The 24,402-nt window shown below is 73.5% G+C and carries 24 protein-coding genes and 1 pseudogene; 15 read left to right on the top strand and 10 right to left on the bottom strand.

The annotated features are described in order from the left end of the window. Nucleotides 1-51: 51 nt before the first annotated feature. The 3 genes from C4U44_RS18135 to C4U44_RS41945 all read left to right on the top strand — a co-directional run bounded on the left by C4U44_RS18135 (nt 52) and on the right by C4U44_RS41945 (nt 2,232). A complete protein-coding gene (locus C4U44_RS18135; protein ID WP_103886878.1) occupies nt 52-1,293 on the top strand; it encodes an alpha/beta fold hydrolase in 1,242 nt (413 codons plus the stop codon). A gap of 11 nt (nt 1,294-1,304) precedes the next feature. After that, nucleotides 1,305-1,922 (top strand): tRNA (adenosine(37)-N6)-threonylcarbamoyltransferase complex ATPase subunit type 1 TsaE, encoded by a 618-nt coding sequence (gene tsaE, locus C4U44_RS18130; protein ID WP_103886877.1) that lies wholly within the window; start codon nt 1,305-1,307, stop codon nt 1,920-1,922. A gap of 133 nt (nt 1,923-2,055) precedes the next feature. Next, on the top strand, nt 2,056-2,232 hold the full coding sequence (locus tag C4U44_RS41945; protein WP_200823303.1) for a hypothetical protein: 177 nt from the start codon (nt 2,056-2,058) through the stop codon (nt 2,230-2,232). 111 nt (nt 2,233-2,343) lie between these two features. On the opposite strand, the gene C4U44_RS18125 is transcribed toward C4U44_RS41945, so the two are convergent. Beyond that, the gene (locus C4U44_RS18125) at nt 2,344-2,859 is read right to left on the bottom strand and encodes a hypothetical protein (RefSeq protein WP_146088289.1); all 516 of its coding nucleotides are present in this window, start codon (nt 2,857-2,859) and stop codon (nt 2,344-2,346) included. Between the two features lie 95 nt (nt 2,860-2,954). Here C4U44_RS18125 and tsaB point away from each other — a divergent pair, with 95 nt between their 5' ends. Genes tsaB through C4U44_RS18105 form a run of 4 tightly spaced genes read left to right on the top strand, consistent with a single transcriptional unit; the run spans nt 2,955 to nt 5,588 of the window. Beyond that, a complete protein-coding gene (tsaB, locus tag C4U44_RS18120; RefSeq protein WP_103886875.1) occupies nt 2,955-3,620 on the top strand; it encodes a tRNA (adenosine(37)-N6)-threonylcarbamoyltransferase complex dimerization subunit type 1 TsaB in 666 nt (221 codons plus the stop codon). Between the two features lie 47 nt (nt 3,621-3,667). Then, nucleotides 3,668-4,168, top strand: coding sequence for a ribosomal protein S18-alanine N-acetyltransferase (gene rimI, locus C4U44_RS18115; protein ID WP_103887102.1), 501 nt, complete (start codon nt 3,668-3,670; stop codon nt 4,166-4,168). 17 nt (nt 4,169-4,185) lie between these two features. Continuing rightward, entirely contained in the window at nt 4,186-5,331 is a 1,146-nt protein-coding gene (tsaD, locus tag C4U44_RS18110; protein WP_103886874.1) for a tRNA (adenosine(37)-N6)-threonylcarbamoyltransferase complex transferase subunit TsaD, read from the top strand. Beyond that, nucleotides 5,328-5,588 (top strand): hypothetical protein, encoded by a 261-nt coding sequence (locus tag C4U44_RS18105; protein ID WP_103886873.1) that lies wholly within the window; start codon nt 5,328-5,330, stop codon nt 5,586-5,588. The genes tsaD and C4U44_RS18105 overlap by 4 nt, the downstream gene beginning before the upstream one ends. A gap of 24 nt (nt 5,589-5,612) precedes the next feature. Here C4U44_RS18105 and C4U44_RS18100 read toward each other — a convergent pair whose 3' ends face one another. Together C4U44_RS18100 and C4U44_RS18095 are read right to left on the bottom strand one after the other, a co-directional pair. Next, nucleotides 5,613-6,806, bottom strand: coding sequence for a class I SAM-dependent methyltransferase (locus tag C4U44_RS18100; protein WP_103886872.1), 1,194 nt, complete (start codon nt 6,804-6,806; stop codon nt 5,613-5,615). Between the two features lie 45 nt (nt 6,807-6,851). Continuing rightward, complete coding sequence (locus C4U44_RS18095) at nt 6,852-7,283, bottom strand: hypothetical protein (protein ID WP_103886871.1); 432 nt, start codon at nt 7,281-7,283, stop codon at nt 6,852-6,854. Nucleotides 7,284-7,597: 314 nt separating this feature from the next. Between C4U44_RS18095 and groES the strand changes: the two genes are divergently transcribed. Both groES and groL read left to right on the top strand, forming a co-directional pair. Then, entirely contained in the window at nt 7,598-7,906 is a 309-nt protein-coding gene (gene groES, locus C4U44_RS18090; protein ID WP_075017238.1) for a co-chaperone GroES, read from the top strand. A 124-nt stretch (nt 7,907-8,030) separates the two neighbouring features. Further along, on the top strand, nt 8,031-9,653 hold the full coding sequence (groL, locus tag C4U44_RS18085) for a chaperonin GroEL (protein WP_103886870.1): 1,623 nt from the start codon (nt 8,031-8,033) through the stop codon (nt 9,651-9,653). 138 nt (nt 9,654-9,791) lie between these two features. On the opposite strand, the gene C4U44_RS18080 is transcribed toward groL, so the two are convergent. The 4 genes from C4U44_RS18080 to C4U44_RS18065 form a co-directional block, all read right to left on the bottom strand. After that, complete coding sequence (locus C4U44_RS18080) at nt 9,792-10,568, bottom strand: SDR family NAD(P)-dependent oxidoreductase (RefSeq protein WP_103886869.1); 777 nt, start codon at nt 10,566-10,568, stop codon at nt 9,792-9,794. Nucleotides 10,569-10,701: 133 nt separating this feature from the next. Then, the gene (locus tag C4U44_RS18075; RefSeq protein ID WP_103887101.1) at nt 10,702-11,349 is read right to left on the bottom strand and encodes an MOSC domain-containing protein; all 648 of its coding nucleotides are present in this window, start codon (nt 11,347-11,349) and stop codon (nt 10,702-10,704) included. Between the two features lie 41 nt (nt 11,350-11,390). After that, a complete protein-coding gene (locus tag C4U44_RS18070) occupies nt 11,391-12,167 on the bottom strand; it encodes a GNAT family N-acetyltransferase (RefSeq protein WP_103886868.1) in 777 nt (258 codons plus the stop codon). Nucleotides 12,168-12,246: 79 nt separating this feature from the next. Next, nucleotides 12,247-13,317 carry an aminotransferase class V-fold PLP-dependent enzyme gene (locus C4U44_RS18065; protein ID WP_103886867.1) on the bottom strand — a complete coding sequence of 357 codons (1,071 nt, stop codon included), beginning with the start codon at nt 13,315-13,317 and terminating at the stop codon, nt 12,247-12,249. A gap of 84 nt (nt 13,318-13,401) precedes the next feature. Between C4U44_RS18065 and C4U44_RS18060 the strand changes: the two genes are divergently transcribed. Beyond that, nucleotides 13,402-14,391, top strand: a complete 990-nt coding sequence (locus tag C4U44_RS18060) for a LysR family transcriptional regulator (protein ID WP_103886866.1) — start codon at nt 13,402-13,404, stop codon at nt 14,389-14,391. A 306-nt stretch (nt 14,392-14,697) separates the two neighbouring features. Here the strand turns inward: C4U44_RS18060 and C4U44_RS18055 are convergent. Continuing rightward, nucleotides 14,698-14,979: pseudogene (locus C4U44_RS18055) on the bottom strand (WhiB family transcriptional regulator); the annotation flags it as partial. 514 nt (nt 14,980-15,493) lie between these two features. On the opposite strand from C4U44_RS18055, the gene C4U44_RS18050 reads away from it, so the two are divergent. The 4 genes from C4U44_RS18050 (at nt 15,494) to C4U44_RS18035 (ending at nt 20,253) form a co-directional block, all read left to right on the top strand. Further along, nucleotides 15,494-16,105 carry a response regulator transcription factor gene (locus C4U44_RS18050; protein ID WP_003948568.1) on the top strand — a complete coding sequence of 204 codons (612 nt, stop codon included), beginning with the start codon at nt 15,494-15,496 and terminating at the stop codon, nt 16,103-16,105. Nucleotides 16,106-16,620: 515 nt separating this feature from the next. After that, nucleotides 16,621-17,241, top strand: a complete 621-nt coding sequence (gene shbA, locus C4U44_RS18045; RefSeq protein ID WP_235032168.1) for an RNA polymerase sigma factor ShbA — start codon at nt 16,621-16,623, stop codon at nt 17,239-17,241. A gap of 156 nt (nt 17,242-17,397) precedes the next feature. Beyond that, on the top strand, nt 17,398-18,897 hold the full coding sequence (gene guaB / locus C4U44_RS18040; protein ID WP_103886865.1) for an IMP dehydrogenase: 1,500 nt from the start codon (nt 17,398-17,400) through the stop codon (nt 18,895-18,897). Nucleotides 18,898-19,131: 234 nt separating this feature from the next. Then, nucleotides 19,132-20,253 carry a GuaB3 family IMP dehydrogenase-related protein gene (locus C4U44_RS18035; RefSeq protein ID WP_103886864.1) on the top strand — a complete coding sequence of 374 codons (1,122 nt, stop codon included), beginning with the start codon at nt 19,132-19,134 and terminating at the stop codon, nt 20,251-20,253. Between the two features lie 86 nt (nt 20,254-20,339). On the opposite strand, the gene C4U44_RS18030 is transcribed toward C4U44_RS18035, so the two are convergent. Next, the gene (locus C4U44_RS18030) at nt 20,340-20,948 is read right to left on the bottom strand and encodes a hypothetical protein (RefSeq protein WP_103886863.1); all 609 of its coding nucleotides are present in this window, start codon (nt 20,946-20,948) and stop codon (nt 20,340-20,342) included. A 171-nt stretch (nt 20,949-21,119) separates the two neighbouring features. Further along, nucleotides 21,120-22,400, bottom strand: coding sequence for a nucleotide sugar dehydrogenase (locus tag C4U44_RS18025; RefSeq protein ID WP_103886862.1), 1,281 nt, complete (start codon nt 22,398-22,400; stop codon nt 21,120-21,122). A gap of 274 nt (nt 22,401-22,674) precedes the next feature. Here C4U44_RS18025 and C4U44_RS18020 point away from each other — a divergent pair, with 274 nt between their 5' ends. Beyond that, the gene (locus C4U44_RS18020; RefSeq protein ID WP_103886861.1) at nt 22,675-24,381 is read left to right on the top strand and encodes a glycerol-3-phosphate dehydrogenase/oxidase; all 1,707 of its coding nucleotides are present in this window, start codon (nt 22,675-22,677) and stop codon (nt 24,379-24,381) included. Nucleotides 24,382-24,402: the final 21 nt, after the last annotated feature.

The following is a 24,402-nucleotide window of genomic DNA, read 5'->3' as shown; positions in this document are numbered from 1 at the left end:
CCCGCGTACCGTCCGGCCGGGAGTCGCTGACCCGTGGCCGAGGGAGCGAGCATGAAGTGGGAACGGGCCGGGCTGGTCGGCGCCGCGATCGGTGTGGTGGCGGCGGGCGCGGCCGCGGGCGTGGCGATCGAACGCGCCACGGTGGGACGCGGGATGCGCCGCCGCGCACAGCTCGCGCTGGACGCCGCGGGCCCCTACGGAAGCCTGCGCGGCACCCCGGGCACGGTCCTGGCCGAGGACGGCACGGAGCTGTACTACGAGACGGACGAGCCGCCGCCCGTGCCGGAGCCCGACGACCAGCCGCCCGCGCCGCCCACCCGACCCGCCCGGCGCGGCTGGCTGCGCGGGCGGCGCGCCGAACCCGGGCCCGGCGCGGGGCAGGAGGCCGACGGGGCGCCCCGGCCGCCGGTCACCGTGGTCTTCTCGCACGGCTACTGCCTCAGCCAGGACTCCTGGCACTTCCAGCGGGCCCTGCTGCGCGGCACGGTGCGGGCGGTGTACTGGGACCAGCGCAGCCACGGCCGCAGCGAGCGCGGCCGGGACCAGCTCGCCGGGAAGCCCGCCACCATCGACCAGTTGGGGCGCGATTTGAAGGCGGTGCTGGACGCGGCGGCACCGCAGGGCCCGGTGGTGCTGGTCGGCCACTCCATGGGCGGGATGACCGTGATGGCCTTCGCGGACCAGTTCCCGGAGTACGTCCGCGAGCGGGTGGCCGGGGCGGCGCTGATCTCCACCTCGGCCGGCAAGCTGGCGGCGGTGACGCTGGGGCTGCCCGCGTTCGGCGCCCGGGCCTTCCGGGTGCTCGCGCCGGGCGTGCTGCGGGTGATGGGCCGCCAGGCGGATCTGGTGGAGCGCGGCCGGCGGGCCACCGCCGAGCTGTTCACCGGCGTCATCAAGCGCTACAGCTTCGGCGCCGACGACGTCGACCCCGCCGTGGCCCGCTTCGCGGAGCGGCTGATCGAGGCCACGCCGATCGACGTGGTGGCCGAGTTCTACCCGGCCTTCACCGAGCACGAGAAGGCCGACGCGCTCGCCGTGCTGGACGGCTCACCGGTGCTGGTGCTGGCCGGGGAGAAGGACCTGCTGACGCCCAGCGCGCACAGCGCGGACATCGCCGAACGGCTGCCGGGCGCCGAGCTGGTGCTGGTGCCCGGGGCCGGCCACCTGGTGCTGTTCGAGCGGCCCGAGGTGGTCGGCCCGGCGCTGGCGACGCTGATCGCGAAGGCCGCGGACGGCGTGCGCGCGCCCGTACCGCAGCGGCTGCGCGACCTGACGGTCCCCCTCGACGCGTAGCATTCGCCTTCATGGGCAAACCGCACGACCCTTATGCCGCGACCGCGGGTACCGCCGAGGACGCACACGCGGTCCGGATCACCGTACCCACCGCCGAACACATGCGTGAGCTGGGCAGACGGCTCGCCGCGTTGCTGGTTCCCGGCGATCTGGTGCTGCTGACCGGCGAGTTGGGTGCCGGCAAGACGACGCTCACCCGCGGGCTGGGCGAGGCGCTCGGCGTGCGCGGCGCGGTCACCTCGCCGACCTTCGTCATCGCCCGGGTGCATCCCTCGCTCACCGGTGGGCCCGCGCTGGTCCACGTCGACGCCTACCGCCTCGGCGGCGGTCTCGACGAGATGGAGGACCTCGACCTCGACGTCTCCCTGCCGGAGTCCGTGGTGGTCGTGGAGTGGGGCGAGGGCAAGGTCGAGGACCTGTCGGACGCGCGGCTCCAGGTGGTGATCGGCCGCACGATCGGCGAGGAGCGCGACCGCGCGGCGGCCGGCGAGGGGAACGGCCCCGGCCCGGAGGACGGCTCGGACGGCGCCGAGCGGGAAGCGGACGTCACCGACGACACGCGCGAGGTCACCGTGATCGGGATCGGGCCGCGCTGGGCCGGGCAGGACCTCGCACCGCTGGTTCTCTGAGTCGTCCCCCGGGCCGGACCGGGTTACGCCGACAGGCTGTCGGGAAGATGTTGCGTGAGGGTGGGTGGCCGTGGTGTGCTGGTAGCGGGCACCTCCTTAGGGTTGCCTAACTTCTCTTCCCGGGGAGGCGTGCATGACGGCCGACGACGACGCTGCCGCGAAGACCCCGCCGGCGCCCGCGCCGAAGGCGCCGGCTCCGCCGCCGGCGCCCACGGTGCGCGATCTGCTCGCTTCGTGTGCCGCCGCGCGCACCGTCTCGACCCCGCCCTCCGACGACGAGCGGCCCGCCCGCCCCGCGTCCTCCCGGTAGGCGCCGGTGGTTCCGGGTCGCCGCGACCGGCGGCCCGGCGGTTCGTACACGGGAGCGGGCCGTACCCCGCAAGGGACTCGGGCGGCCGCGGCGGATGCGGGACTCCAGGCCCTAGGGGACCACGACCACGAGCGAACCCATCGGGGCGTGCTGCCAGAGCACGGCCGCGTCGGAGGGTGCCTCGCGGATCGCCGAGGTGGAGATCTCCGGGTCGCCGGTGAATCCGACGTTCACCCCGTCGGTGGACGCGAAGAGGACCGCGTTGCCCGCCGCGCGGGCGAAGACGCGGTGCGTGCCGGTCGCGGGCGAGACGCCGGGCGCCTGCACGTCGTAGCCGCGCAGCACGTGCTCGTGGGCGTCGACGAGCCACACGTGGTGCCGTCCGAGGCTGTAGACGACCCGCGGGCCCTGCCCGGAGCCGCCGGGCAGCGCGGTGGGCGAGGCGGCCCCGGCGGGGGTTGCGCGGCCGTCGTGCGCGGTACTCCGGTGCCGCAGGGGCGCGTCGGCGGCCTGCGCCGTGAGCATGCCCACCGTCGCGATCGCCGTCGCGAGGAACCCGGCCACCGCGACCCCCGACCTGATCCGCACCACGGTCGCCGTCCTCCCGCCGAAGCGAATGTCATACATGCGTTATGGGGCTTTTGTCGGAAATGACGATATCAGCCGGTCCGCGCTCGCCCCTGCAGCCCCGCCGCGCCCGGCCTGCGCCGTAGGCTGGGGGCGTGCTGCTGCTTGCCTTCGACACCGCCACGCCCGCCGTCACCGCCGCCGTGCACGACGGGGAGCGGGTGCTCGCCGAATCCACCGTCATCGACGCGCGCCGGCACGGCGAACTGCTGGTGCCCGCCGTCGACCGGGTGCTCGGCACCGCCGGCCGTACCCTCGCCGACGTCACCGGCCTGGTGGTCGGCACCGGACCGGGCCCGTACACCGGGCTGCGGGTCGGCCTGGTCACCGCGGCCTCCTTCGCCGACGTCCTCGGCGTGCCGGTGCACGGCGTCTGCACGCTCGACGGGCTGGCCTGGGCGGCCGGCGAGGCGGGCCTGGACGGGCCGTTCGCCGTCGCCACCGACGCCCGCCGCAAGGAGGTCTACTGGGCCCGGTACGACGGCCCCTCGCACCGGGTCGGCGAGCCCGCGGTCGGTCGCCCCGCGGACATCGCCGCCGAGGTCGCCGGGCTGCCCGCGGTCGGCCCCGGCGCCGCGCTCTACCCCGAGGTCTTCACCGACCACCGCCCCGACCCCGCGCACCAGTCGGCGGGTGCGCTCGCCGCGGTCGCCGCCGCCCGGCTGGCCGCGGGCGAGACGTTCCCGCCCGCCCGACCGCTGTACCTGCGCCGCCCCGACGCCCAGGTACCGGCCGGCTACAAGGCGGTCCTGCCGAAGTGACCGAGCCGACCGGCGCCGCCCTGGCGGGCGGCGTCACCCTGCGGGACATGCGCTGGTGGGACCTGGGCGCGGTGCTCGCCCTCGAACACGAGCTCTTCCCCGAGGACGCGTGGTCGCGCGGCATGTTCTGGTCCGAACTCGCCGACGCCCGGCACCCGGCGGCCAGCCGCACCTATGTCGTCGCGGAGGCCGCGCCGGCCGCCGCGGCCGGTTCCGCCGGCGCCGCCCCCCGCCTCGTCGGCTACGCCGGCTTCGCCGCCGTCTCCGGCACCGGGGACGTGCAGACCATCGCCACCGCCCGCGACCAGTGGGGCACCGGTCTCGGCAGCCGGCTGCTCACCGAGTTGCTGCGGGCCGCGACCGCCGCCGAGTGCCACGAGGTGCTGCTGGAGGTGCGGGTGGACAACCCCCGCGCCCAGCGGCTCTACCAGCGCTTCGGCTTCGAGCCCATCGGCGTGCGCCGGGGCTACTACCAACCCGGCAACGTGGACGCGCTGGTGATGCGGCTGGCCGACCCCGCGCAGTCCATCGACGCCGACCCCCGCTGACGAACTCTGAGGAACTGATGGCTGACGAACCCCTGGTCCTGGGCATCGAGACCTCCTGCGACGAGACCGGCGTCGGGATCGTCCGGGGCCACACGCTGCTCGCCGACGCGGTCGCCTCCAGCGTCGAGGAGCACGCCCGCTACGGCGGGGTGGTGCCCGAAGTCGCCAGCCGCGCGCACCTGGAGGCGATGGTCCCCACCATCCAGCGCGCGCTGAAGGACGCCGGGGTCGCGGCGGGCGACCTCGACGGCATCGCCGTCACCGCGGGCCCGGGCCTGGCCGGCGCGCTGCTGGTCGGCGTCTCCGCCGCCAAGGCGTACGCCTACGCGCTCGGCAAGCCGCTGTACGGCGTCAACCACCTCGCCTCGCACATCTGCGTCGACCAGCTCGAACACGGCGCGCTGCCCGAGCCGACGATGGCGCTGCTGGTCTCCGGCGGCCACTCCTCGCTGCTGCTCGCCCCCGACATCACCGGCGACGTCCGCCCGCTCGGCGCGACCATCGACGACGCGGCGGGCGAGGCGTTCGACAAGGTCGCCCGGGTGCTCGGCCTCGGCTTCCCCGGCGGCCCGGTGATCGACCGGCACGCACGCGACGGCGACCCGAAGTCGATCGCCTTCCCGCGCGGCCTGACCGGAGGCCGCGACCCGGTCTACGACTTCTCCTTCTCCGGCCTGAAGACCGCGGTCGCGCGCTGGGTCGAGGCGCGCCGCAGGGACGGCGAGCACGTGCCGATCGCCGACGTGGCCGCGTCCTTCCAGGAGGCCGTGGTCGACGTGCTGACCCGCAAGGCGGTGCGCGCCTGCAAGGACCACGGCGTCGACCACCTGATGATCGGCGGGGGAGTGGCCGCCAACTCCCGGCTGCGCGCGCTCGCGTTGCAGCGCTGCGAGGACGCGGGCATCCTGCTGCGGGTGCCGCGGCCCGGGCTGTGCACGGACAATGGCGCGATGGTCGCCGCGCTCGGCGCCGAGATGGTCGCCCGCGGCCGTTCCACCTCCACCCTCGACCTGGCCGCCGACTCCTCGCTGCCGGTGACCGAGGTCTCGGTGCCCGGCGAGGCGGGCGGCCACGAAGGCCACGAGGGACACCCCCACGGGCACGACCACCCCCACGGGCACGACCACGTGCACGAGTTGAGCAAGGACAACCTGTACGGATGACCGTCACGCTGATGTGGGAGGCCGCCGCGGCCGACGACCAGGGCGCCGAACTCCTGGACTGGGCACGGCGCCAGGACCTGGCGGGCGCGCCCGAGCGGGTGGAGTACCTGACCGCGCCCGGTGACCGGGTCCTGGTCATCACCTGGTGGGACGCCCCCTACGGCGCGGAGCTGCCCGAACTGCCCGACCCGCCGCCCGACCTGGTCCGCCGCCAGGTGCACCGCTGGCGGTTCGTGTCGGTCGCCGTCAGATCCTGACCCGCCGTCCATTCCGTTCGGCCGTCAGACCGCGGCCCGGCCGGCCGACGCCACCGGGCCGCCGACGAGCATCGCCGGCGCCCCCGCCATCCGGGTGAGGAACACCGTCGCCTCGTGCGGTCCCTCAGGGCGTACCTTCCGCCGCAGCTCCTCCGGCTCCATGGCGAAGCCGCGCTTCTTCACCGTCAACCGCCCCACCCCGCGCTCCCGCAGCAGCGCCTTGAGCCGCTTGAGGTGGAAGGGCAGCGCGTCCTGGATCTCGTACGCCGTCGCGTACGGCGTCGGATGCGGCGTGTCGCCGGTGACGTAGGCGATGGTCGGGTCGATCAGCCCGCCGCCCACCTCGTCCGCGACCAGGGCGACCAGGTGGGCGCGGATCACCGCGCCGTCCGGCTCGTACAGGTACCGCCCCACCGGCCGCACCGCCGGGTCCGGCGGCAGACCCCCCGCGGCCAGCGCGGCCCCGCCGGGCAGCAGCGTGGCGCGCACGCTGCCGGGCCGGGTGCCGAACCACAGCGCGGCCTCCTTCACGTCGCCCCGGTCCGAGACCCACTCCGCCTCAGCGTCCCGGGGCACCGCGTCGTGCGGGATGCCGGGCGCCACCTTCACCGCCGCGCAGGGGACGGTGCGCGCGGCCGCCAACGCCCAGGACAGCGGCGGGGAGTACGCCTCCGGGTCGAACGTGCGGCCCCGGCCCGAGCGGCGCGCCGGGTCCACGAACACCGCGTCGTACCCGGTGATGTCGACGTCCGCGACGTCCGCGCAGCGCACCTCGATCCGGTCGGCCAGACCCAGCGCCTCGGCGTTCGCCCGGGCCACCGCGCAGGTGAGCGGATCGCGGTCGACGGCGAGCACCTCGATGCCCGCGCGGGCCAGCGCGATCGCGTCACCGCCGATGCCGCCGCACAGGTCGGCGAGCCGCCCGACCCCCAGCGCGCGGAACCGCTCCGCGCGGTGCGCGGCGACCGAAGCGCGGGTGGCCTGCTCGACGCCGTTGGGCGTGAAGTACATCCGCCCGGCGTCCTCGGCCGCGAACTTGGCCGCCGCGCGCTGCCGCAGGCGGGCCTGGCCGAGCGCGGCCGACACCAGTTCCGCCGGATGAGCCCGCCGCAAACGGGTGGCCGCCGCCAGTTCGTCGGCGGGGTCGTGGTCGCGCAGTTCGGCGAGCAGCTCCTGCCCGGCGGGGCCGAGCAGATGGGACAGGTCCTCGGGCTTCACCCGTCCATTGTCCCCGCCCTACCCGGCGCCCCCGCCGCGTCCGTCTCAGCCGCCGTGCCCGGCGGAGCAGGTGATGACCAGCAGCACCACCGCGGCCACGGCCTGGAACGCCGCCGTGATCGGGCGCTTGGCACGGGCGCAACCGATGGCGCTCAGCACGGCGAGCGCGGTGATCACGCCGAAGGTGATGGTCGGCGTCCAGTCGTGGGCGGCGACCGGGGCGGCCGTCGGGCGGACCGGGCCGGCTCCCGCGCGTACCGCTCGGGATGCGGTGGCGCGGCCGGCGCCGCCCCAGTCGCGCATCGCGAAGACGAACGCGCAGCCCAGGCACATGGCGCCGTCGATGATCAGCACGACCACGCCGATCATGAAGTCCGCGGCGGGATGCGGCGGTCGCGGCCGCAACTCCTCCTCGGTGTACCGGCGTCGCCTCTCGGTGACCTCGGGCCTGCGGGCGGCGTCGCGGGGCGGGCTCATGGCAGCACGGTGCCACGGGACGGGGGGTCCGTTGCCTGGTGCGCCGGTGCGGTGATCCGACCGCAACCGGGACGCGACCGGAACGCGCCGTTCCGCCGGGGTCGCACCCGGGTGGGGCGGAGCCACCCGTAAGTGCGCACCGCTGGCACTCCGCTTGACCGAGTGCTAAGCGCGTCCTAGTCTCGGTTCTGGCACTCGGCACCGCTGAGTGCCAATACTCAGCGACGGGCAGGTCCGGCACCCGCGACGACGGGCCTACCAGGTCGCCGACCCAGACAGACACTCCCGTGAGCCCTGAAGGGGGAGGTCGGATCGTGACGACCGCCAGCACCAAGGTTGCCATCAAGCCGCTCGAGGACCGCATCGTGGTCCAGCCGCTCGACGCCGAGCAGACCACGGCCTCGGGCCTGGTCATTCCGGACACCGCCAAGGAGAAGCCCCAGGAGGGCGTCGTCCTGGCCGTGGGCCCGGGCCGCTTCGAGGACGGCAACCGGCTGCCGCTCGACGTCGCCGTCGGCGACGTCGTGCTCTACAGCAAGTACGGCGGCACCGAGGTGAAGTACAACGGCGAGGAGTACCTCGTCCTCTCGGCCCGCGATGTTCTCGCGATCGTCGAGAAGTAGTTCCCGGCTTCACCACCAGCCGTGATCCCGCCCCGGATTCCCCGCCTCTTCCGGCCGGGACCCGGGGCGGTTTCGTTGACCGTCCTTGACGACGACATACGAGTAGACGAGGTAGTTCGCAGGCATGGCCAAGATTCTGAAGTTCGACGAGGACGCCCGTCGCGCCCTTGAGCGTGGTGTCAACAAGCTCGCCGACACCGTGAAGGTGACCATCGGCCCCAAGGGCCGCAATGTCGTCATCGACAAGAAGTTCGGCGCCCCGACCATCACCAACGACGGTGTGACCATCGCCCGCGAGGTCGAGGTCGAGGACCCGTACGAGAACCTGGGTGCCCAGCTCGTCAAGGAGGTGGCGACCAAGACCAACGACATCGCGGGTGACGGCACCACCACCGCGACCGTGCTCGCCCAGGCGCTGGTCCGCGAGGGCCTGCGCAACGTCGCCGCCGGCGCCTCCCCCGCCGCCCTGAAGAAGGGCATCGACGCGGCCGTCAAGGCGGTCTCCGACGAGCTGCTCTCCACCGCCCGCGCGATCGAGGGCAAGGAGGACATCGCCGCCGTCGCCGCGCTGTCCGCGCAGGACACCCAGGTCGGCGACCTGATCGCCGAGGCGATGGACAAGGTCGGCAAGGACGGCGTCATCACCGTCGAGGAGTCCAACACCTTCGGTCTGGAGCTGGACTTCACCGAGGGCATGGCGTTCGACAAGGGCTACCTGTCGCCGTACTTCGTCACCGACCAGGAGCGGATGGAGGCCGTCCTCGACGACCCGTACATCCTCATCCACCAGGGCAAGATCGGCTCGATCCAGGACCTGCTGCCGCTGCTGGAGAAGGTCATCCAGGCCAACTCCTCCAAGCCGCTGCTGATCATCGCCGAGGACGTCGAGGGCGAGGCGCTGTCCACCCTCGTCGTCAACAAGATCCGCGGCACCTTCAACGCGGTCGCGGTGAAGGCCCCCGGCTTCGGTGACCGCCGCAAGGCCATGCTGGGCGACATCGCCACGCTGACCGGCGCCACCGTCATCGCCGAGGAGGTCGGCCTCAAGCTCGACCAGGCCGGTCTGGACCTGCTGGGCTCCGCCCGCCGGGTCACCGTCACCAAGGACGAGACCACCATCGTCGACGGCTCCGGCGACAAGGCCGAGATCGACGGCCGGGTCAACCAGATCAAGGCCGAGATCTCCACCACCGACTCCGACTGGGACCGCGAGAAGCTCCAGGAGCGCCTCGCGAAGCTGGCCGGCGGCGTCTGCGTCATCAAGGTCGGCGCGGCCACCGAGGTCGAGCTGAAGGAGAAGAAGCACCGCCTGGAGGACGCGATCTCCGCGACCCGCGCGGCCGTCGAGGAGGGCATCGTCTCCGGCGGTGGCTCCTCGCTCGTGCACGCGGTCAAGGTGCTCGGCGACAACCTGGGCAAGTCCGGCGACGAGGCGACCGGTGTCGCGGTCGTGCGCCGCGCCGCGGTGGAGCCGCTGCGCTGGATCGCCGAGAACGCCGGCCTGGAGGGCTACGTCATCACCGCCAAGGTCGCCGAGCTCGACAAGGGCCACGGCTTCAACGCGGCCACCGGCGAGTACGGCGACCTGGTCAAGGCCGGCGTCATCGACCCGGTGAAGGTCACCCGCTCCGCCCTGGAGAACGCGGCGTCCATCGCCTCCCTGCTGCTCACGACCGAGACCCTGGTCGTCGAGAAGAAGGAAGAGGAGTCGGAGGCCGCCGCCGGCGGGCACGGCCACAGCCACTGACGCATCGCGCGCCTGAGGCCGTTCGGCCCCGAGGGCCCGCCACTCCGTCCCGCGGAGTGGCGGGCCCCGGTCGTTTCGGGGGCAGGGGCTCCCGGGCGGGCCCGCCCCCGGCGGGGGGCGCAACTCCCCGCCGGGGCCTCACCGTTTGGGGTCGTAGCGCCGCCCGGTCCGGGTGGAGGCAGCGCCGAAGACGGCCGGCGGGACGTGCCGGGCCAGCGCGACGGCCACCTTGTAGCGGGCCGAAGGGACGCTGACGGTGCGCCCGCGGGCGAGGTCGCGCAGCGCGGCGGCGACGACCGCGTCCGCGTCGAGCCAGGCCCACGACGGCAGCCGGGAGGCGTCCATGCCCGCCCGCGCGTGGAACTCGGTGCGCACGAAGCCCGGGCACAGGGCGAGGAAGCGGATCCCCGAGCCGCGCAGCTCGTGCACCAGCCCCTCGGTGAACCGCACCACCCACGCCTTGCTCGCCCCGTAGGTGCCGCGCGGCATGTAGGCGGCGACCGAGGCGACGTTCACCACGAAGCCGCGCCGCCGCTCCCGCATCCCGTCCACCGCCGCGGCGGTCAGCCGCAGCACCGCCTCGCAGTGCACCTTGATCATCCGCACCTCGTCCGCCACGGGCACGTCGAGGAAGGTGCCGCGGTTACCGAAACCCGCGTTGTTGACCAGGACGTCCACCGGGCGGGCGGGGTCGTGCAGCCGCGCCTCGACCGCCGAGATGCCGGCGTCGGTGGCGAGGTCGGCGGCGAGTACCTCCACCTCCACGCCGTGCGCGGCGCGCAGGGCCGCCGCGAGCCGGTCGAGCCGGTCGGCGTCGCGGGAGACCAGCACCAGGTCGTGGGCATCGGCGGCCAGCCGGCGGGCGAAGGCGGCGCCGAGCCCGGCGGTCGCCCCGGTCACCAGAGAAGTCGTCATGCCGCCACCCTAGGAGGGCGGCGCGCCTGGTGCTGCCGCGTTGCCCGTGATGCCCGTGGATGCCGCTCCGTGTCCTGCGGCGCCGGCCGCGCCTGCTGCCGCCGGTACGCGCCGCGCTCCTCCCGGTGTGCCCTCAGCGGGCCAGCCGGCGCCGGATCGCCGCGCGGTCCTCGGCCGGGAAGGCGGCCACGTCGACCAGTTGGGGGAGCAGTTCCGGCTCCGTCGTCACCGCCCGGAACGCCCTCGCGACCGTCATGCCGTGCTCCGGCCGGATCACCACCTCCACCGCGTCGCCCGCGCTCACCTCGCCGGTCTCGACCACCCGCAGGTACGGCCCGGGCAGCGCGGCCTGCGTGAACCGCCGCATCCACCCGCCCTCGTCCAGCCAGCCGGCGAAGGTCGCGCACGGGATGCGCGGGCACGACACCTCCAGCAGCGCCGAGCCGATCCGCCAGCGCTCGCCGATCAGTGCCGCGTTGACGTCGATGCCGGCCGTGGTGAGGTTCTCCCCGAAGCAGCCGTTGGGCAGGTCGCGTCCCAACTCCTCCTGCCAGCGGTCCAGATCCTCGCGGGCGTAGGCGTACACGGCCTGGTCGTCCCCGCCGTGGTGCTTCAGGTCGTAGACCCGGTCACCGGCCAGCCCGACCGCGCCGGTTCCCTTCGGGCCCGGCGCCGCCACGGCCACCGGACCCTCGACCGGCTGCTTGTCGATGCCGGTCGCCGGCAGCCGCTTCCACGGATTCGGCCGCGGCCGCCCCACGTTGACGGTCAGTACCCTCATGTCCATCGCTCGCCCGCTTCCTGCCGGCCGCTCTCCACCTGTCAACGCTCCGATGGGAGCACGTATGGGGTGGTGACGGCCAGTGCCGCGAAGCCGAGCCGTTCCAGGATCGGCCGGCTCTGGTCCGAGGCGTCCACCTGGAGGTAGCGGCAGCCGCGGGCGGCCGCTACTCCGGCGCGGTGCGCCACCAGCGCCCGGTAGATGCCGCGGCCCCGCCACTCCTCCAGGGTGCCGCCGCCCCACAGGCTCGCGAACTCCGTGCCCGGGTGGAACTCCATCCGGGCGCCGCACACCGGGCGATCGCCCGCCATCGCGACGGTGATCCGCATCCCCGGGTCGCCCAGGTGCGCCAGCAGCCCCTTCCTGAGCCGGTCGGCGCTCCTGCCGAACGCCTGCTCGTGCACGGACGCGACCCGCTCGACACCCGCCGCGTCCGTCACCGTCTCCAGCCGGACCCCCTCCGGCAGCCGGGGCTCCTTCGGCAGCGCGGCCACCTCCGCGACCATCAGCGTCTCGGGCGGTTCGGCGGTGAAGCCGGCGGCCACGAGCCGCTCGCCCAGGTCGGCCGGGCCGTCGTAGGAGTACAGCTTCCACTCGAACTCCCTGCCCTTGCCCTCGGGCGAGGCCAGCCAGTCCCGCTGTGCGGCGATCGCCCGATCCGCCCGCTCGCCCTCGTCCTGGGTGAACCCCGACCAGACCACGGCGGCCCACCCCGGCGGCTCGCCCTCCACCAGCCGCACCACGCCCTCCGGGGTGAGCTCCCCGGCGCCGCGCCGCATCTGCGTGTCGAACGTCTCCCGTACCTGCCCGATGTCCATCCGCGCACCCTACGGCGCACGCCCGCCGCGGGCCGCCTGGTTTTTGGCCTGCGGGAACTGCGGGAATCCTGTCGCCGCGCTACGCGAGGGCGTTCAGGACCCGGTCGACGTCGGCGGCGGTGTTGTGGAGGTGGACCGCGAACCGGAGCGTGCCGAGCGGCGTCGAGAAGCGCACCCCGGCGGCGGAGAGGCGGTCGGCGAAGGAGGAGGGCGGCCGGGCCACGGAGACGATCGCGGAGTCCCCGGGGACGGCGGGGTGGCCGAGGGCCTCGAACCCGGCCCGCAGCCGCCCGGCCAGCGCGACGTCGTGGGCGTGGACGGCCGCCACCCCCAGTTCGGTGAGCAGCGAGAGTGAGGCGGCGGCGCCGACGAAGGACAGGTACGCCGGCCGGGCGTCGAACGCCCGGGCGCCGGGCGCGAGGTGTTCGACCGGCCCGTAGCAGGACCCCCACGGGTCCAGCGCGGAGTACCACCCGGCGAAGGCGGGCGACAGGCTGCCCTCGGCCCCCTCCCGCACCGTGAGGAAGCACGCGCCGTGCGGGCTCACCAGCCACTTGTAGCCGTGGGCCACCACGTAGTCGTAGTCGCCGGCGCGGATCGGCAGCCAGCCCACGGACTGGGTGCCGTCGATGAGCACCCGGGCCCCGGCCGCCGCCGCGGCGGAGCGGATCGCCGCGAGGTCCGCCACCCGCCCGTCGGCGGACTGCGCGCCGCTGACCGCGACCAGCGCGGTGGAGGGCCGTACCGCTTCGGCGACACCCTCCAGCGGCACCAGCCGCAGCCGCAGGTCACCCCGGGCCGCGAAGGGATGCACCAGCGAACTGAAGTCCCCTTCGTACGCGACGACTTCGGAGCCGGGCGGCAGGGCCGAGGCGACCAGGCCGACCGCACCGGCGACCGTACTGGCCAGTGCCACCCGGTCGACCGCGACGCCGACCAGCCCGGCGTAGGCGGCCCGGGCGGCGGTCACGGCCGCCTCGTAGCCGTCGACGTCGGGCCGGCCGGCGGCCCATGCGTCGAGGGCGGACCGCAGGGCGGCGGCGGTACGCGCCGGGGGCAGCCCGTGCGTGGCCGTGTTGAGGTACCCCGGTGCGACACCGGCGTACTCGGCGCTGACGAGTTCCTGGAAACGGGAGGCGTTGGCGTCCATGCCTCCCGAGCCTGACGGCCGGCCGCCTCAAAGTCCATCAACGATGTCTGTCGGTTGAGCCCAAGTTCTGCTTATGGTTGTCGGATGATCGAGGCACGACACCTGCGGGTGCTCCGGGCGGTGGCCCGTACCGGTTCGTTCTCCGCCGCGGCCCGCGAACTGGGCTGCACCCAGCCGGCGGTGAGCCAGCAGATGAAGGCGCTGGAGGGCTCGGCGGGCACCCCGCTGCTGGTCCGCGGCGCCCGCGAGATGCGGCTCACCGAGGCCGGCGAGGTGCTGGTGCGGCACGCGGCGGGCATCCTCTCGGGGCTCACGGCCGCCGAGGAGGAGGTCGCCGCGATCGCCGGGCTGCGCGCCGGGCGGGTCCGGCTCGCCTCCTTCCCGTCCGGCAGCTCGACCCTCGTGCCGAGCGCGGTGGCGGATCTGCGCGCCCACCATCCGGACACCCGCGTCTCACTGGTCGAGGCGGAACCGCCCCGGTCGGTGGAGATGCTGCGCGCGGGCGACTGCGACATCACCCTCGCGTTCCGCTACGTGGATCTGCCGACGCCCGCGGAGGAGTCCTGGTCGGACCTGGTGGTCCGGCCCCTGCTCACCGACCGGCTGGTCGGCCTCGTCCCCGCGGACCACCCGCTGGCCGCGGGCTCGGGCGGCGCCGGCTCCGAGGGTGCGGGCTCGAAGGGTGAGGGCTCGGAGGGCGGGCGCGCTTCCGTGCCTTCCGTGCCGTACGACGCGCTGGCGGCCGAGCAGTGGATTGCCGGCTGCCCGCGCTGCCGGCGGCATCTCGTCGAGGTGTGCGAGCGGGCGGGTTTCACCCCGCGGATCGACTTCGCGACCGACGACTATCCGGCCGTGGTGGGCCTGGTCGCCGCCGGCCTGGGCGTCGCGGTGCTGCCCGAACTCGCGCTGGCGGCCGTGCGCACCGACGGCGTGGCCGTCCTGGAGATGGCGCCCTCGGTGGAGCGCGAGGTCGTGGCGCTCACCCTCCCCGACCTCGCCCACGTACCGGCGGTGGACATGATGCTCGCCCGGCTCACCCGAGCGGGCCTGCGTGCGCGTACCCCCCGTGACTGAGGGTCCGGCTGTGAAGAATCGATTCTGCGGTGGCCGCGCTCCGCGCGGCGGTCAGTAGAGCCGGGCCGGCTCCGAGTCGCGGTCGCCCTCCATCTCGACCCCCAGTTCGACCTCGGCCTCGTCGTCGTACGGGTCGTAGTCGTCGCGGTGGTCGTGCAGGCCGCGGACCTCGGCGTCGTCGTCCTCGTCGTCACCCGCGGCGTCCACCGCGTCGATGTCGTCCAAGTCCGCCTCGGCATAGCGCTCGTACCGTTTGCGCTGCCGGTCCCGCTCGCGTTCGCGGTCGTCGTCGTCCCGGTCGGTGCCCCGGTGGCGGGAGCGGCCCATCATGGCCTCGCGCTCGTCCTCGGTCAGACCGCCCCACACTCCGTAGGGTTCGCGCACGGCCAGCGCGTGGGTGGCGCACTCCGCGCGGACCGGGCAGCGCATGCACACCTCCTTGGCGGCGGCCTCGCGCGCGCTCCGGGCCGCACCGCGCTCGCCTTCGGGGTGGAAGAACAGCGAGCTGTCGACGCCGCGGCAGGCGGCCACGAGCTGCCAGTCCCATAGATCCGCGTTGGGGCCGGGAAGGCGGGAGAAGTCTGCCATTGCTCATCCCCTCGAAACGTGGGTGACGGCTGGGAGGTCGGCCTCGCGCGACCGTACGTTCCGACCGTACATCTACTGTCGTAGTAGATGTAAATATGACTCATCGCCAATCTAGCGACGAATACCCCCATCATCAGAAAAGAGCGGCCAAACAGTGCAAACTCCGGCATAAGACCCGTTCGGCACTGTTCGCGAAGGGGGTCGGTGTGCTGCGGATGTGGCGCGCCACCCCCCGAATGGCTCAACCCGGCTCCGCGCGGCCTCGGAATTCGCGGTCGGCTCGCCCGTCTGACCTGCGACTTGACCGGTACGTACCGGTGCGATCACGTAGAGTATGCAGGTCTGCGATCCGACGTCGTAACTCTTTCGAGTGAGGGTCGTTGAGTGTGGCGGAAGCGGTTGGCGGGATCACGTGATGCGGGCACATGCCCGGCCCGTCAGCCCCAACGGTGAAGATTCGTACTTCGTACAGCCTGGAGGCACAAGTGACGCGGTTCAGCTCCGGGGGGCGGTCATGACTTCCGTCCTCGTCTGCGACGACTCCCCGCTCGCCCGAGAGGCCCTGCGCCGTGCGGTGGCGACCGTGCCCGGCGTCGAGCGCGTGACCACCGCGGCCAACGGCGAGGAGGTCCTCCGCCGCTGGGGTGCCGACCGCTCGGACCTGATCCTGATGGATGTCCGCATGCCCGGCCTCGGCGGTGTGGAGACGGTCCGGCGGCTGCTGTCCGCCGACCCCGGCGCCCGCATCATCATGCTCACCGTCGCCGAGGACCTGGACGGGGTGGCACTCGCCGTCGCCGCCGGCGCCCGCGGGTACCTGCACAAGGACGCCTCGCGCGCCGAACTGCGGGCCACCGTCACCCAGGCGCTCGCCGACCCGACCTGGCGGCTCGCCCCGCGCCGGCTGCGCTCGGCCGAGATGGGCGCCGCGCCCACCCTGACCGCCCGCGAGATCCAGGTGCTGGAGGGGATGAGTCACGGCCGCTCCAACGCGGAGATCGGGCGCGAGCTGTTCCTGTCCGAGGACACCGTCAAGACGCACGCCAGACGGCTGTTCAAGAAGCTCGGCGCCTCGGACCGGGCGCACGCGGTCGCGCTCGGCTTCCGCTGGGGCCTGGTCCGCTAGGACCGTTCCCCGGTGCACGCCGCTGGTTCCACCCGCGCGCCCCGACCCCCGGCCGACCAGGGCGGACTCCCGCGGAACTCCCGCGGGAGCGGCCCGAAGTGGCCGACGGGTCCTCGGTTTCCCGGGGGAGGACGCATGCTTGACGTATGGACTTCCTCGGGGATCGGTGGGGGCCGGGTATGGCCGAGATGACGACGGTGGGCACGCGGACCCGGTTGTCCGCGTCCGCGCCCGGTGCGGAGGGCGGGCGCGACGCGGTGCGGGATGCCCGCCCCGCGACGCGTGCCGGCACGCCGGCCGCGGCGCGCGGCACGGGCGCCGGATCGGGCCGCGGTGCCGTCCCGGATGCCGCGCCGGATGCCGCGCCCGTTGTGGCGTCGGGCACTTCACCGGCCGCGGTGCCGGCGGCAGCGGCGGCTCCGGCGGGGGCCGAGCCGGGCGGGCCGCATAACGCTTCGGTGCAGAAGTACGGACGCGATGCGGCGAATCGTCCGGCGGCGAGGCACCATGGGTGGATGCGTGACGACGACCCCCCGGCGATCGGTGCCCTCGTTCGTCGCGCGGTCGACGGGGACCAGCGGGCCACACACGATCTGCTCGCCGCCGTCCATCCGCTCGCCGAGCGCTACTGCCGCACGAGGCTGTCCCGTCTGCCCGGTGACGCCCGGCACTTCGTGGACGACCTCGCCCAGGAGGTCTGCCTCGCGGTGCTGTGCGCGCTGCCCCGCTACCGCGACCTGGGGCGCCCGTTCGAGGCGTTCGTGGTGTCCATCGCCGCCCACAAGATCGCCGATCTCCAGCGGGCCGCGATGCGCGGCCCCGGCAGCACCGCGGTGCCCTCCGACGAGATGCCGGAGAAGCCCGACGACTCGCTGGGCCCCGAGGAGCGCGCGCTGCTCAACAGCGATGCCGCGTGGGCCCGTACGCTGCTGGCCCGGCTGCCCGACCACCTGCGCGAGCTGGTCCTGCTGCGGGTCGCGGTGGGCCTGAGCGCGGAGGAGACCGGGCAGGTGCTGGGCATGTCGCCGGGCGCCGTCCGGGTCGCCCAGCACCGCGCGCTGACCCGGCTGCGGGCGATCGCCGAGGAGTCCGGCGCGGTCTCCGCCGAGCAGAACGCCCCCGGCCTGAGCGCGTAGCCGCCGCGGCACCGAGGGTGCCGCCGGCGGGTGCGACGGCTCGGCGGGTCGTGGTGGCGAAACCGACAGTCCGGGCGCCTCCGGGCGGTCGGGGGAATAGCGGCGAAGCCACTACCATTGAAAAACTCGCCGGGCAAGACCATTCGGGAAGGTGTCATGTCGCTGAACGCCGACGGAGTAGCCGAGAAGTTCGCCACGCTCGGGCTCACCTACGACGATGTGCTGCTGCTCCCGGGGGCGTCCTCCGTGCTGCCGCACCAAGTGGACACCTCGTCCCTCATCTCGCGGAACGTCCGGGTGAACATCCCCCTGCTCTCCGCGGCCATGGACAAGGTCACCGAGGCGCGGATGGCGATCGCGATGGCCCGCCAGGGCGGCGTCGGCGTGCTGCACCGCAACCTCTCGGTCGAGGACCAGGTCAGCCAGGTCGACCTGGTGAAGCGCTCCGAGTCCGGCATGGTCACCGACCCGATCACGGTCCGGCCCGACGCGACCCTCGGCGAGGCCGACGCGCTGTGCGCCCGGTTCCGGATCAGCGGCGTGCCGGTCACCGACGAGGCCGGGCGCCTGCTCGGTATCGTCACCAACCGCGACATGGCCTTCGAGTCCGACCGGGGCCGCCAGGTCCGCGAGGTCATGACCCCGATGCCGCTGGTCACCGGCAAGGTCGGCATCTCCGGCTCCGACGCGATGGCGCTGCTGCGCCGGCACAAGATCGAGAAGCTGCCGCTGGTCGACGACGAGGGCCGGCTCCAGGGCCTGATCACCGTCAAGGACTTCGTCAAGGCCGAGCAGTACCCGAACGCGGCGAAGGACGCCGAGGGCCGGCTGCTGGTCGGCGCGGCCGTCGGCGCCAGCCCCGAGGCACTCGACCGGGCCCAGGCGCTGGCCGGCGCCGGCGTCGACTTCCTGGTGGTCGACACCTCCCACGGGCACAACAGCAACGCGCTGGACTGGATGGCGAAGATCAAGTCCAGCGTCCAGGTCGACGTGGTCGGTGGCAACATCGCCACCCGCGACGGTGCGAAGGCGCTGCTGGACGCGGGCGTCGACGGCGTCAAGGTCGGGGTCGGCCCCGGCTCCATCTGCACCACCAGGGTGGTCGCCGGCATCGGCGTCCCCCAGGTCACGGCGATCTACGAGGCCGCGCAGGTCTGCATCGACGCCGGGGTCCCGGTGATCGGCGACGGCGGCCTCCAGTACAGCGGCGACATCGGCAAGGCGCTGGCCGCGGGTGCGAGCAGCGTCATGCTCGGCAGCCTGCTGGCCGGGTGCGAGGAGTCCCCGGGCGAGCTGCTCTTCATCAACGGCAAGCAGTTCAAGTCCTACCGCGGGATGGGTTCGCTCGGCGCGATGCAGTCCCGGGGGCAGGGGCGTTCCTACTCCAAGGACCGCTACTTCCAGGCCGAGGTCTCCTCCGACGACAAGCTCGTTCCCGAGGGCGTCGAGGGTCAGGTCGCCTACCGCGGCCCGCTGTCCGCGGTCCTGCACCAGCTCGTCGGCGGTCTGCGCCAGACCATGGGGTACGTGGGCGCGGGGACCATCTCCGAGATGGAGTCCAAGGGGCGGTTCGTGCGGATCACTGCCGCTGGGCTCAAGGAGTCCCACCCGCACGACATCCAGATGACGGTCGAGGCCCCGAACTACCACGGCTAGAGCCGCGCGGGTCCGCCCGGGTCGCCTGGTTGCGGATGTGCCCGGACCTTGCGGTCCGCCGTGGTTGGTCTCGGTTGGTGACCCTCTTTTCGCGGAAGGAGCGGCACGAACCAGGGGCGCGGGGAACTGCGCGACAAGCCACGGCGGACCGCAAGGTCCGGGTCCATACGTGACGGGGCACCCCGGACGGACCCGCCATACTGGTGTGCGCAGGACGGACAGAGAGGCGTAGACGTGACTGAGATCGAGATCGGGCGGGGCAAGCGGGGCCGCAGGGCGTATGCGTTCGACGACATCGCCGTGGTGCCCAGCCGGCGGACCCGCGATCCCAAGGAGGTCTCGATCGCGTGGCAGATCGACGCCTACCGGTTCGAGCTGCCGTTCCTGGCCGCGCCGATGGACTCCGTGGTGTCCCCGGAGACGGCGATCAGGATCGGCAACCTGGGTGGCCTCGGGGTGCTGAACCTGGAGGGCCTGTGGACGCGGTACGACGACCCTGAGCCGCTGCTCGCGGAGATCGCCGAGGTCGACGACTCGCGGGCCACCGCCCGGCTGCAGGAGATCTACGCCGCGCCGATCCGCGAGGAGCTGATCGGCCAGCGGATCAAGGAGGTGCGCGACGCCGGGGTGACCACCGCGGCGGCGCTGTCGCCGCAGCGCACCGCGCAGTTCTCCAAGGCCGTGGTGGACGCGGGCGTCGACCTGTTCGTGATCCGCGGCACCACGGTGTCGGCCGAGCACGTCAGCGGGTCGCACGAGCCGCTGAACCTGAAGCAGTTCATCTACGAACTCGACGTGCCGGTGATCGTCGGCGGCTGCGCCACGTACACCGCGGCCCTGCACCTGATGCGGACCGGCGCCGCCGGCGTGCTGGTGGGCTTCGGCGGCGGCGCCGCGCACACCACGCGGAACGTGCTGGGCATCCAGGTGCCGATGGCGACCGCCGTCGCGGACGTGTCGGCGGCCCGGCGTGACTACATGGACGAGTCCGGCGGCCGGTACGTGCACGTCATCGCGGACGGCGGCTTCGGCGCCAGCGGCGACCTGCCGAAGGCGATCGCGTGCGGCGCGGACGCGGTGATGATGGGCTCGCCGCTGGCACGCGCCACCGACGCGCCGGGCCGCGGCTTCCACTGGGGCATGGAGGCGGTCAACACCGAACTGCCGCGCGGCAAGCGGATGAACCTCGGCACCGCCGGGACCACCCAGGACATCCTGCTGGGCCCGTCGCACGCCCCCGACGGCTCGATGAACTTCTTCGGCGCCCTGCGCCGCTCGATGGCCACCACCGGCTACTCGGACCTGAAGGAGTTCCAGCGCGTCGAGGTCACGGTCTCGCCGACCCACCACCGCTGAGCGGAGAGCCCGCAGCCCGCGCGAAGGGGCCCGTACCGCAGGGAACTGCGGTACGGGCCCCTTCGTCGTGTGCTCGGGTGCGCGGCTCAGCTCTCGCCGAGGCGCTTCGCCAGGCCGAACGCGGCGATCCCCGCGAACACCAGGAAGAAGACCCGCATCGCGCCGAAGTCCGACTTCCACGCCTTGAACAGCGTGCCGAAGTGGTGGAACATCAGCTGGCTGACGGAGAGGTCCCCGCCCTGCTGGCTCACGAAGTGACTGATGATCAGCGCGCCGCCGAAGATCTCGCCGAACATCACCGAGAGCAGGGCGAGCACGATCGCCACGCAGGGCAGCGCGATGTTGCGCCCGCCGACCTTGCCCATCACGACACCGATCAGCGCGCCGACCGCGAGCGCGGCGTAGCGGAACTCGGTGGTGGTGCCGTCGCTCTTGGCCATGGCGCGCAGCAGGCCGCCGTAGGCGAGGGCCGCGACGATGGCGACGACCACGCCGGCCACGATGCCCAGGCCCACGTTGTCGCGGTACTGGGCGGCCGCCGGCGGCGGGTAGGCGTTCGGGTTGAAGGCCGGTGCGGCCTGGGGAGCGCCGTAGGGGTTCTGCGGCTGGCCGTAGCCGTACGGGGTTCCAGCCGGCTGCTGGGCGAACGGGTTCTGGCCGGAAGGCTGTTGGGGTGGTGGGAAGTTGGCGCTCATGAAGTTCCCCCGGGGACGGAAATGGGTATCGCACAAGGTTGCGTCCGTGCGAAGAGGTGACGCCGAAATCTAGCAGGGGGGAACGACAATCGGACAAGATGCTTCATCTGCTCGTTACAGGACCACGACACGCGCACACAACCCCTGCCCCACCGGGCCCGTTGGTCCCCCTCAGAGCCGTGCCGCTGCTCCCGCGGGGGTCGCACCCCGGGTGTCCAGCAGGAGTTGGGCCTTGACCGCCAGGCCCTGGAGGTCGTACGTGCGGTGGTGCTGCAGAAGCAGCGTCAGGTCGGCGTCGGCCGCCGCCTCCCAGAGCGAGTCCGCGCGCGGCACCGGATGGTCGAGAACGCGCCATTGCGGCACGTACGGGTCGTGGTAGCCGAGTTGGGCGCCCAGCTCCATCAGCCGGGTGCCGATCTCCCGGGCCGGCGCCCCCTCCTGGTCGGCGACGTCCGCCTTGTAGGTGACCCCCAGCAGCAGCACCCGGGCGCCGCGCAGCGACTTGCCGTGCTCGTTGAGCAGGGCCGCGGCACGCTGCACCACGTAGCGCGGCATCCGGCCGTTGACCTCCTGGGCGAGTTCGACCATGCGCAGCGGGTGGCCCGGGGTGCGCGGGCGGCCGCTGCCGGTGCGGGTGGGGAAGTGCGGGGCGGCGTTGGGGTCGAGGGGCACCGCGTGGCCGCCGACGCCGGGACCGGGGCGGAACGCCTGGAAGCCGAACGGCTTGGTCTCCGCGCAGCGGATCACGTCCCACAGGTCCACGCCGAGGTCGTGGCAGTAGACCGCCATCTCGTTGGCGAAGGCGATGTTGACGTGCCGGTAGTTGGTCTCCAGCAGCTTGACCGCCTCGGCCTCGCGCGGGCCGCGGGCCCGGACCACCCGCTCGCTGAACCGGCCGTAGAAGGCGGCGGCGGCCTCGGTGCAGGCGGGGGTGAGGCCGCCGACCACCTTGGGGATCTGGGCCGGGCCGAAGTCGCGGTTGCCGGGGTCGAGCCGGCCGGGGGAGTAGGCGAGGTGGAAGTCGCGGCCGGCCCGCAGCCCGCCGGCCTCGATCAGCGGCCGCAGGTACTCCTCGGTGGTCCCCGGGTGCACCGCCGACTCCAGGACGACGGTGGTGTGCGGGCGCAGGTGCCGGGCGAGCGCGCGGGCGGCGGTGCCGACCGCCGTCAGGTCGAGCGCGTGGTCCTCGCCGAGCGGGGTAGGCGCGCAGATCACAGCGGTCCTGACCCGGCCGAGCACCGCCGGGTCACTGGTCGCGCGGAAGCCGCCGGCCAGCATCCGGCGCAGTTCCGCCGCGGCCAGGGTGCCCGGCGGCACCCGGCCGGCGTTGATGTCCGCCGCGGCGGCCGGATCGGGGTCGTATCCGATGGTGCCGATGCCGGCGGCGGTGGCCGCCTGCGCGAGGGGGAGACCGGCGTGGCCCAGTCCGAGTACGGCGAGGTCTGCGGGCATGGTGGCGGGTCCTCTCCCTGGAGCCGACCTCGGTGAGTCGCACGAATGGGCTCACAGATGGCTTTAAAACAGGCTAACCAGACAATTGACTGATATGACCACTCGGCGCGCCGGGCAGCACTGGCCGGTCGGCGCCGGTGCGGTCACTATCGAGAGGGAGGAGCGCGAGGGAGGGGGCGTCACCGCACCCCGGAACGACGACCGAGCGACCGCCGCCCAGGCGACACCGAGCTCCACCGATCAGCACCGTATCGACGCGGTTACGGAGGCACGGATGCGTACGACATCACTCGGCCCGGAAGAAAGGGCCCAGGCCCTCGCCCGAATGGCCGAGCACGAACTGGACATCCTGGTCGTGGGCGGCGGCGTGGTCGGCGCGGGCACCGCGCTGGACGCCGCCACCCGCGGCCTGACCGTCGGTCTGGTCGAGGCCCGCGACTGGGCCTCCGGCACGTCGAGCCGGTCGAGCAAACTCATCCACGGCGGCCTGCGCTATCTGGAGATGCTGGACTTCGCCCTGGTCAGGGAGGCGTTGAAGGAGCGCGGCCTGCTGCTGGACCGGCTGGCGCCGCACCTGGTCAAGCCGGTGCCGTTCCTCTACCCGCTGGAGCACAAGGGCTGGGAGCGGCTCTACGTGGGCTCCGGCGTGGCGCTCTACGACGCGATGTCGTTCTCCTCCGGGCACGGCCGCGGCCTGCCCCTGCACCGCCACCTCAGCCGCAAGCACGCGCTGCGGGTCGCCCCCGCGCTGCGCAAGGACGCCCTGGTCGGCGCCCTGCAGTACTACGACGCCCAGGTCGACGACGCCCGGCTGGTGATGACGCTGGTGCGCACCGCGGCCTCCTACGGCGCCGTGGTGGCCAACCAGGCCCGCGTCACCGGCTTCCTGCGCGAGGGCGAGCGGGTGGTCGGCGCCACGGTGGAGGACCTGGAGGCGGGCGGCGAGTACGAGATCAGGGCCCGCCAAGTGGTCAACTCCACCGGCGTGTTCACCGACGACACGCAGTCCCTGATCGGCGAGCGCGGCCAGTTCCACGTCCGCGCCTCCAAGGGCATCCACCTGGTCGTGCCGAAGGACCGCATCCACTCCACCACCGGGCTGATCCTGCGCACCGAGAAGAGCGTGCTGTTCGTCATCCCCTGGGGCCGGCACTGGATCGTCGGCACCACCGACACCGACTGGGACCTCGACAAGTCGCACCCGGCCGCGTCCAGCGCCGACATCGACTACGTCCTCGAACATGTGAACTCGGTGCTGACCACCCCGCTGACCAGGGACGACGTCCAAGGTGTGTACGCGGGGCTGCGGCCGCTGCTGGCCGGCGAGTCCGACGCGACCAGCAAGCTGTCCCGCGAGCACACCGTGGCCCACCCGCTGCCGGGCCTCGTGGTGGTCGCCGGCGGCAAGTACACCACCTACCGGGTGATGGCCAAGGACGCCGTCGACGAGGCCGTGCACGGCCTGGACCGCAAGGTCGCCCCGTGCTGCACCGAGGACGTGCCGCTGCTGGGCGCCGAGGGCTACCAGGCGCTGTGGAACGGCCGGGCCGCCACCTCGGCCCGTACCGGCGTGCACGTCGCACGGATCGAGCACCTGCTCAACCGGTACGGCACCCTCGCCGAGGAGGTACTGGCGCTGATCGCCGAGGACCCCTCGCTCGGCGAGCCGCTGCCGGCCGCCGACGACTACCTGCGCGCCGAGATCGTCTACGCGGCGAAGAGCGAGGGGGCGCGTCACCTGGAGGACGTGCTGACCCGCAGGACGCGCATCTCCATCGAGACCTTCGACCGCGGCTCCCGCTCCGCGCGGCTGGCCGCGGAACTGATCGCACCGGTCCTGGGCTGGGACCAGGGGCAGATCGACAAGGAGGTCGAGTACTACGAGAAGCGGGTGGAGGCCGAGCGCGAATCGCAGCTCCAGCCCGATGACCAGACCGCGGACGCAGCCCGGTTGGGCGCTCCGGATATCGTTCCCCTCTAGGCGCCGTCGCCTTGGGGCGAC

Source organism: Actinacidiphila yanglinensis, assembly GCF_900107965.1.
In the GTDB taxonomy this organism is placed as follows: domain Bacteria; phylum Actinomycetota; class Actinomycetes; order Streptomycetales; family Streptomycetaceae; genus Actinacidiphila; species Actinacidiphila yanglinensis.
The sequence above is the reverse complement of the archived record's forward strand: the minus strand, read 5'-3'. Positions and strand labels throughout refer to the sequence as shown.